General features: G+C 35.9%; 7 protein-coding genes and 1 pseudogene. All 8 read right to left on the bottom strand.

Annotated features, from left to right (window positions below):
• Positions 1 to 279 precede the first annotated feature (279 nt).
• The 8 genes and pseudogenes from DMB95_RS07420 to DMB95_RS07385 all read right to left on the bottom strand — a co-directional run bounded on the left by DMB95_RS07420 (position 280) and on the right by DMB95_RS07385 (position 8,198).
• Positions 280 to 2,091, bottom strand: coding sequence for a menaquinone biosynthesis decarboxylase (locus DMB95_RS07420; RefSeq protein WP_142931540.1), 1,812 nt, complete (start codon positions 2,089 to 2,091; stop codon positions 280 to 282).
• 12 nt (positions 2,092 to 2,103) lie between these two features.
• The gene (hemC, locus tag DMB95_RS07415) at positions 2,104 to 3,030 is read right to left on the bottom strand and encodes a hydroxymethylbilane synthase (protein ID WP_142931539.1); all 927 of its coding nucleotides are present in this window, start codon (positions 3,028 to 3,030) and stop codon (positions 2,104 to 2,106) included.
• 2 nt (positions 3,031 to 3,032) lie between these two features.
• The gene (locus DMB95_RS07410) at positions 3,033 to 3,440 is read right to left on the bottom strand and encodes an integral memnbrane protein (protein ID WP_142931538.1); all 408 of its coding nucleotides are present in this window, start codon (positions 3,438 to 3,440) and stop codon (positions 3,033 to 3,035) included.
• Complete coding sequence (locus DMB95_RS07405; protein WP_142931537.1) at positions 3,437 to 5,152, bottom strand: proline--tRNA ligase; 1,716 nt, start codon at positions 5,150 to 5,152, stop codon at positions 3,437 to 3,439. The genes DMB95_RS07410 and DMB95_RS07405 overlap by 4 nt, the downstream gene beginning before the upstream one ends.
• Positions 5,149 to 6,444: a glutamyl-tRNA reductase gene (hemA, locus tag DMB95_RS07400; RefSeq protein ID WP_142931536.1), complete on the bottom strand. Its 1,296-nt coding sequence runs from the start codon at positions 6,442 to 6,444 to the stop codon at positions 5,149 to 5,151. The genes DMB95_RS07405 and hemA overlap by 4 nt, the downstream gene beginning before the upstream one ends.
• Complete coding sequence (locus DMB95_RS07395; RefSeq protein WP_142931535.1) at positions 6,444 to 7,331, bottom strand: polyprenyl synthetase family protein; 888 nt, start codon at positions 7,329 to 7,331, stop codon at positions 6,444 to 6,446. The genes hemA and DMB95_RS07395 overlap by 1 nt, the downstream gene beginning before the upstream one ends.
• Before the next feature lie 129 nt (positions 7,332 to 7,460).
• Positions 7,461 to 7,934, bottom strand: a pseudogene (locus tag DMB95_RS07390) (exporting protein); the annotation flags it as partial.
• The gene (locus DMB95_RS07385) at positions 7,935 to 8,198 is read right to left on the bottom strand and encodes a DUF2018 family protein (protein ID WP_137632984.1); all 264 of its coding nucleotides are present in this window, start codon (positions 8,196 to 8,198) and stop codon (positions 7,935 to 7,937) included.
• Between the last annotated feature and the right edge of the window lie 120 nt (positions 8,199 to 8,318).

The following is an 8,318-nucleotide window of genomic DNA, read 5'->3' as shown; positions in this document are numbered from 1 at the left end:
AAGCCCCCCCCCCCTGTGTAGCATTATTCTCAGCTAAAGCTAGCGTTACAGCTAAGCTTAAACCAAGACAAATTCTTTTCATTGTTTTGCTCCCTTTTTTGTCTTTAAATTTTCAAAAGTAAAATGATAAATCATAAGAACTTAAAATTATATTAAAAATAATAAATTTTATCAATATATATGTATTTTGTAGTAATGGTGGTGGTGAAAAATTTTAGTCATAAATGCAAAGCAAGCTCTGATCGCTTGCTCTTTTTAAAATTTAATTAGCCTAATTCCTCATTCAAAAAGCTCAAATTGATCAAAAAGAGTTTTGTCTTGCTTGATGATATTTCTTAAAATCAAGCCATCAACCACACTTTTATCACAATCCGTCTGCTCAGGCCAAGCCCTTGTATAGCCTTCAAGCTCGCCTTTTGCACTTGCATCAACGCCCACACATTCATCTTTGATAAAAATGTCTCTTTGCGCATCTATGTTATTTGCCACACGCCAAAGGAGCATATATGGGTTTTCTAGGTGGTTGTTTGTATCTAAAAAGATGAGAATTTTAAAATGTTTTTTAAGTTTTAAAAGCTTTTCAAAAAGTTCTTTATGCGCTGTTTTTTTATCTACCAAAATGCAAGTTATAGGACTTTTACTTTGTATAAAAAACTGCTTTAAGGCTGTGATATTTTCATCAACTTGCTTAAAAAGCTCAAGTAAAGCCTCATCATCTAGTTTTTCAAGCTCATCTTTGCTAAGCTCATCATTTGTCGCATCAAGCCCAAGTTTTCCGCCAAAACAAGCATTTGGCGAGGCATGATCAAGCTGATCGCACACCCCACTACTAATAAGCAAATTTTCAGTCTTAAAGCGGTTTAAAATATGCAAAATCAAAGCCTCATAATCCTCAAGGCTAGGTGCTTTTTCATCGACAAAAACAGCATGCTTGACAAAACTCATCTGCCCTACTCCCCAAAAAGCGTGCATAATTTGCTGGGCGTGTGCTGGGTAGTTTGGCTTGATCTTTGCTAAGATGAGATTATGAAACACTCCATTTTCAGGCATTTTATAATCAATCAAATCAGGCGTAGTGGTTTGCAAAAGTGGCAAAAATACCCTTTCTGTGCCAAGTCCCATCACTCTATCTTCAAGCGGAGGCTTACCTACAACCGTGGCTTGATATACAGCATTTTTCTTAGCAAAAATTTTTTCCACCTTAATCACCGGAAAAAGCTCAGCTGGAGTATAAAAACCGGTATGATCGCCAAAAGGACCTTCAAGTTTAAATTCATTCGTATCCACAAAGCCTTCGATGACTATATCGCTATCTTTTGGGACAAAAAGCTCATTGCTTTCGCATTTTACGAGTTGGGCTGGGTGTTTTTTGATAAAACCATAAAGCAAAAGCTCAAAAATTCCCTTTGGTAAAGGAGCTTGAGCGCACCAAATATAAAGTGGATCACCGCCTATAGCTATGCTTACAGGCATTTTTTTGCCAGCTTTTTTGTATTCGTTGAAAAAATGTGTGCTGTCTTTGTGAATTTGAGTGTGAAATAAAAGCTCATTTTGAGCGCTAACTTGCAAGCGATACATACCAAGGTTATTTTGCGTGCCATCAAGGTTTTGAGTATAAACTTGTCCCATAGTGATAAACTTGCCAGCGTCCTTGCTCCAAGTTTTTAAGATAGGCAGTTCATCAAGACTTTTTAGAGTTTTAAATTTAAAGTCTGCTTGCAAGCTTTTAGCGCGTTTTGGTGGGACATTTCTAAGGCTAAAAAGGGTTTTAAAAAAGTCAAGCTTTGCACCAAAATTCGTAGGGATATGAAGCTTTAAAAGACTTGCTATTTCGCTTGCTACTTCTTCATAATCCTTGCCAAAGGCTAGATGAAGGGCTTTTTTATTGCAAAAAGTATTCATTAGCACATTAAATTCATAGTTTTTGTTTTCTTTTCTATTGATAGCATTGGTAAAAAGCAAAGCCTTACCTTCCTCGCCTTTTTTGGCTTCTATATAGGCAATATGAGCCATTTCAAGTTCTGTATCAATTGGATCTGATATGACTTTAAGTAAGTTGTTTTCTTCTAAAATTTTAATGAATTTTTGCATTATTTTTTCCTCTTATATCATCTTTTCAGCCTCTTTTAAAAGCTCTTTTGCGCCTTGCTTGATGAAGTGTTGAGCTAAGCTAGTTCCAGCTGTGTTGTATTCAGCTTTTTTAATCACAAGTTTTTCTTGAAGTATTTTACTTGCATCAGGTAAGCCCAAAATCGCTCTAAGCTCTATCTCATCGCCATTTATCTTTGCATTTATACCGATTGGCACTTGACAACCGCCTTCAAGCTCTTTGATAAAATCTCTTTCTATCTTGCTTTCAATGCTTGCATTTTCATCATTTAGGCATTTTAAAAGCTCTAAAACTTCCTTTTTATCAACGCTTTCTATACCAAGTATGCCTTGAGAAGCCGCTGGTATCATCTCATCAAGACTAAAGGTATAAGTAAATTTTACAAGCTTATTTAAATTTAAACGTTCAATGCCAGCTTGAGCTAAAACTATAGCATCAAACTCGCCTTTTTTAAGCTTTTCTATGCGAGAATTAACATTTCCCCTTAAAGAAATGATGTTTAAATCAGATCGCAAGGCAAGCAGCTGCATTTTGCGTCTTAGGCTTGTCGTGCCTATCTTAGCGCCCTTTGGCAAGGCTTGAAAGTCTTTGAATTTATCGCTAAGTAAGGCATCATTTGGGCTGTGTCTTTTACAAAGTGCAGCTAAAACAAGCCCGTGCGGTAAAAAACTTGGCACATCTTTAAGGCTATGCACCGCAAGCTGGGCTTCTCCTCTTAGCATGCTTTCTTCAAGCTCTTTGGTAAAAAGCCCTTTTCCACCTATCTTAGCCAAAGGACTATCAAGCAAAACATCGCCTTTTGTCTTAAAGCCTTGAAGTAAAAGCTCTAAATTCTTATGCTCTTTTAAAAGGCTCGCTTTGACAAATTCGCTTTGCCACAACGCAAGTTGGCTTTTTCGTGTTGCGATTATGAGCTTCATTTTTACTCCTTAATGATCTCTACATCAATGATTTCTTCATCATATACTTTGCTTTTGCTAGGTTTTTCTTCCCTGCTAAAATTTGCAAAGGCTTGTTTTTGTCTTTTTTTACCTTTAAAAATAAGGGCAAAAATCAAGATAAAAAAGGCTATACACGAGCTTAAAACACCCGGCACTATAAATAAAAAAGCAGCGATTATATAAGCAAATTGAGCAAGCATTTCCTTAGGACGCAAAAGCTGAAATTCAAGCATATTTTTCCAAAATACAGCAAGCAAGATCACGCCTACAATCACACTTACAAGCAAAAAAATCAAAAAATTTCCAAAGCCAAAAGCAAAAACAAAAAGCACGCTTGCTAAAAGCTCAAGCAAAACAAAAGGAAAGATAGAAAAGCGGTAGTAATTCATGATAAAGCTTTCTTTAGTTTTTCTTCAAGTTCGTTCAAATCAGCACTCAAACGAGTTTTTTCGAGCTTTTCTCGCTTCACAAGCTCAACAAAGCCTTCTTCTAAGCCCTTGCCTATGATTAAAGCATAAGAAAAGCCCATAAGCTCAAAATCATTGATCTTTACTCCATAACGTTCATTTCTATCATCAAAAAGCACAGAAAAACCTTGCTGAGTAAGTTTATTATAAAGTTCTTCGCCAAGCTTAAAGGCTTTTTCATCTTTGATATTTGAGATGATGATATGCAAAGCAAAAGGTGTGAGTGTTTTGTTCCATACTATGCCTTTTTCATCATGGCTTGCCTCTACAGCTACAGCCACCAAACGACTTACACCTATGCCATAACACCCCATATAAAAAGGTTGAGCTTTGCCATTTTCATCTAAGAAATTCGCATTCATCGCGCTTGAATACTTCGTGCCAAGCTTAAAAATGTGTCCTACTTCTATGCCTTTACTCATCTTAAGCACCCCACCACAACACGCACAAGTATCATTTTCTTTTACCTCGCACAAGTCTTTAAAACGATCTTTGTTAAGATTGCTGACATTTATGCCTACAAGATGATAGTCTTTTTCATTGGCGCCCATGATCATATTACTTTCTTCATAAAGCTCATTATCCACATAAAAATCAATGTCTTTTAAGCCCACAAAGCCGATAAATCCGGGTGTTAAACCAGCTTCTATAAGCTCGCTTTCTTCAGCATCTACTATATCAAGAGCATTGCAAGCATTTTTAGCCTTTGTTGTTTGTAAATCATCATCGCCTCTTAGAAAAAACACAACCATTTTACTTTCATTTTCATAAATAGCCCTTTTCACCACAGCTTTTATAGTATAAAACTCAGCGATTTTAAAAAATTCAGCCACAGCCTTGATAGTTTTTGTATTTGGAGTGTGAAATTTGCTTGCGTAATTTGCTTCAGGACGCTCTTCTTTGCTCGTTCTTTTAGCTCGTTTTGCAGCCTCGATATTTGCCGCATATGAGCAGTTTTGACAAATGATGATATCATCTTCGCCACTTTTTGCAAGCACCATAAATTCCTTACTTCCACTTCCTCCAATGGCTCCACTATCAGCCTCAACAGCCCTAAAATCAAGCCCTAAACGAGTAAAAATCCTTGAGTAAGTCTCAAACATATTATCAAACTCAGCCTTTAAGCATTCTTCATTTGCATGAAAGCTATACGCATCTTTCATCACAAACTCACGACACCTTAAAAGCCCAAATCTAGGACGTGCTTCATCTCTAAATTTAAGCCCTATTTGATATAAATTTAAAGGCAGTTGCTTGTAGCTTGTGATTTTGTTTTTAACCACGCTTAGCATGGCTTCTTCATGTGTTGCACCCAGCACAAATTCATTTTCTTTTCTATCTTTAAAACGCAAAAGCTCTTTTCCATACGCTTCATACCTTCCACTTTCTTGCCACAAAGAAGCTGGAGTTACAAAACTTAAGCTAGTTTGCAAGGCACCTGCTTTATCCATTTCCTCTTTAATGATAGTTTCTATCTTATCATACACTTTTTTCCCAAGCGGTAAGAAATTATAAAGCCCACTACCAATTTGCTCGATAAAGCCTGCCCTAAGCAAAAAAATATGACTTGCTAAAATCGCATCTTTTGGGCTTTCTTTGGTGCTTGGTGCGTAAAATTTACTCATTTTCATCAGCTATCCTTTAAATTTAATTCACATTTGTATTCATTTAAGCCAGATTTTTCATTTTCTAAAGCAAAAACATAACGCAAAGCATTGATGATAGTATCACTTTGAATTTGCCCTTCAAGTTCTTTAAGCCTTAGTGTTGGCGTGTGCAAAAAGGCTTTAAATACTTGATGAATGAGCTTTCTTGCCTCTTCCTCATCAGAACCTTTCAAATAACCCTTTTTTAAAGCCTTGCTTAAAATTTCTTGAGAACAACGTTTTGCCTCAAGCCTTAAATCCTTAATGATAGGTGTTAAGGTAAGTTTGTTTAAATACCTAAAAAAGCTTGCTGTCATAGTGCCAATGATCTTATAGGCTATCTTAGCTTGTTCCTCTCTTAAGGCAAGATTTGTTTTTACCACTTCTTCTAAGTCATCTACGGCAAAAACTTGCACATTTTTACTTTGTTTTAAGTCAATATCCCTTGGCACAGCTATATCAAAAAAATAACGCGTAAAGCTCACTTCTTTAAGCATAGTATCAGTGATGATATAATGAGGCGAATTTGTAGCCGAGAAAAAAAGCTCATATGTGTTAAGATAGTATTCAAGCTTATCAAGGCTATCAATTTCTACGCCTCTACCAAGCTTCAAGGCAAGTTCTTTGGCATTATCTAAGCTTCTATTAAGCAAAATAATATGAGCCCTTGCGGTAAGCAAATGCTTACATGCTAGCTCGCTCATCTCTCCAGCACCGATAACTATAACCTTTCTGCCTTCTAAAGAAAGTAGTTCTTTAGCCTTAGCCACAGCTACAGAAGAAACGGAGATGGGGTTTTTAGAAATTTGCGTTTGAGTGCGAATCGCAGCTGCGCATTTAAAAGCATAATGCACCGCCCTTGAAAGATGAATATCACAAAATTTATGCTCCAAAGCAAAGATAAAAGCGTCTTTAAGCTGTCCAGCGATTTGAGTTTCGCCTACAACTAAGCTATCAAGTGAGCTAGCCACTGAAAAAAGATGATGAATAGCCCCTGTATCTTCAAAAATATCAGCTCTGTTATAAAGCTCATTTGTATCAAGTTTGTAAAACTCAGCCAAAACGCTAGCTAGCAAATAACCAGCCTTGTTTTTATCTTTAACAAAAGCAAAAATTTCAACCCTATTACAAGTGCTTAAAAGCAAGCATTCTTGTATATTTTGATGTTTGATAAGCTGGGAAAGAAATTGTTTTTTTGTTTCTTCATCTGAAAAAGAAAATTTCTCACGCAAAGCAAGTTCTGTGTTTTTATGCGTCCAGCTTATACAAAAATAAGTCATTAAAACTCCCTATTTATCATCGTTTTAGCGATATCTTCTAAGGCTTCATTATGATAATTTTCTATGGCTTTTAAAGCTCTTTGCGTATAATCTTTTGCCAAAATAAAACTTTGATCTAAATAAGGAGCGATGATACTCTTAAGCCAAACTGCTTCATCTTGACTGAGCTCTTTTTTAAACAAGCTTTTAAGCCTTGTTTTTTCATCTTGGGCTAAGTTTTTATATGCAAAGATATATGCTAGGGTGCATTTTCCTTCTTTAAAATCATTCATCGCTGGCTTTCCAAGCGTTTGTGCGTCATTTTTAATGTCTAGTATATCATCTATGATCTGAAAGGCTATGCCAAGATTTTTACCATATAAAGCAAATTTTTCTTCATCAAAACCAGCTAGTATCGCCCCACACCGCGCACTTGCTTCAATCAATGCTGCAGTTTTATGATCGATCATCTCAAGATAAGCCTTTTCATCATCATTAAAACTTTTGCTTAATTCTATATCCATAAGTTCGCCTTTTGAAAGCTTTAAAACAGCATTTGAGATAATTTTTGCAAAAGTTGAGTTAAGCTTTGAAAGCTCAAAAAAGGCTTTAGAGTATAAAATATCGCCTAGCATAATCGCATTTTTAGCCCCAAATTCAGCATTAATGCTTTTTGCCCCTCGTCTTAACTCTGCTTCATCAATAACATCATCATGAAGCAAGCTTGCAAGGTGGATAAGCTCTATCAAAGCACAGATTGTAAAGGCTTCTTGGCTTGGCTTGGCTATATTTAAAAGAAGCTTTGAACGGAGTTTTTTACCTGATTTGAGCTTTGAGCACATTAAAAGTATAGGTTTATACTCCAAATCTTTTACAAAATTTGTTATAAACTCATCAATTTCTTGCACTTTTTATCCTTTGTTCTAATTTTCTTGATTTAATGGTGCTTGAGGGTTAGTCTGCCCTGTTTCGTTTGGCTCTAAAACTTGAGGTGCTTGCTCTGTTTGAGGAGCTGGTTGAAGGCTAGCATTTTTTTCCTCACTAAAATAAATCCCCGGAACTATCTTTGTTGCATCACTTGTCTTACTTGGATCAAGTTTATTTGGATCTAAAAAATCCACAGCTAGCCTTGCTTGCTTATCCTCGATATACACCTTAAATTTAGCTTCTCCTCTTGAAAAATCACTAAATTCTAAGATAAGTCTGGCTCTATCTATGTGAGGATTGGTATAATCAGGGATCAAAGTTTGAGTCGCCCAGTTAAGATTCCTACGTAAAGCCAAAACAAACTGCCTTGAAAATTTGCGGTATCTTGTATGTATGATGATTTTATTTGTATCAAAAAGAGTCCAATAAAAGTCAAAATTTTGTTTGTCATTATATGCAAGTTCAGTAATACTCACAGAAGCTCGTTCATCTTTTTTAAGGCTAAACTCATAACTATGCTCAAACACAGGAGCAGCTGCAAAACTTACACAAATAAGCAAACAACAAAGAGTGATTACCCTCATCTATCCTTCTTGTCCTAAAATTTTAGCTCCAAGCTCTATATAATAATCATTTAAACGCTCTTGAATCAAAAAGTCATTTTCCATCTTATAAAGCTCAAGTTCATCTTCACTCACGCCCTTTTGCTCTAAAAGCTCAAGCATAGCGATATGCTCGCTTATAAAAGCTCTTAAGCACTTCTCAACAGCCCCCAAAGGTGCGTGTCTTAAAGTCTCAAAAAACTTCTCTTCAGGGCTTTTAGAAAACATTTCATCAAATATATCCACAACTACTGCCTTTTATGCTTTTATCTTAAACTAAAACTTACATTATAGGATTTATTAAATTAAAAGAGAATAAAAAGGCTCAAAGCAAGACTTTTTTACCCTTTCTCAACCTTTTTAAAA

Origin of the sequence: Campylobacter sp. MIT 12-8780 (genome assembly GCF_006864535.1) — a bacterium.
GTDB lineage: Bacteria > Campylobacterota > Campylobacteria > Campylobacterales > Campylobacteraceae > Campylobacter_D.
The sequence above is the reverse complement of the archived record's forward strand: the minus strand, read 5'-3'. Positions and strand labels throughout refer to the sequence as shown.

Bases quoted from the DNA above. Each gene is read 5' to 3' on its own strand.
- DMB95_RS07410 (WP_142931538.1), bottom strand. From the start codon at position 3,440: ATGAATTACTACCGCTTTTCTATCTTTCCTTTTGTTTTGCTTGAGCTT.
- hemC (WP_142931539.1), bottom strand. From the start codon at position 3,030: ATGAAGCTCATAATCGCAACACGAAAAAGCCAACTTGCGTTGTGGCAA.
- DMB95_RS07420 (WP_142931540.1), bottom strand. From the start codon at position 2,091: ATGCAAAAATTCATTAAAATTTTAGAAGAAAACAACTTACTTAAAGTC.
- hemA (WP_142931536.1), bottom strand. From the start codon at position 6,444: ATGACTTATTTTTGTATAAGCTGGACGCATAAAAACACAGAACTTGCT.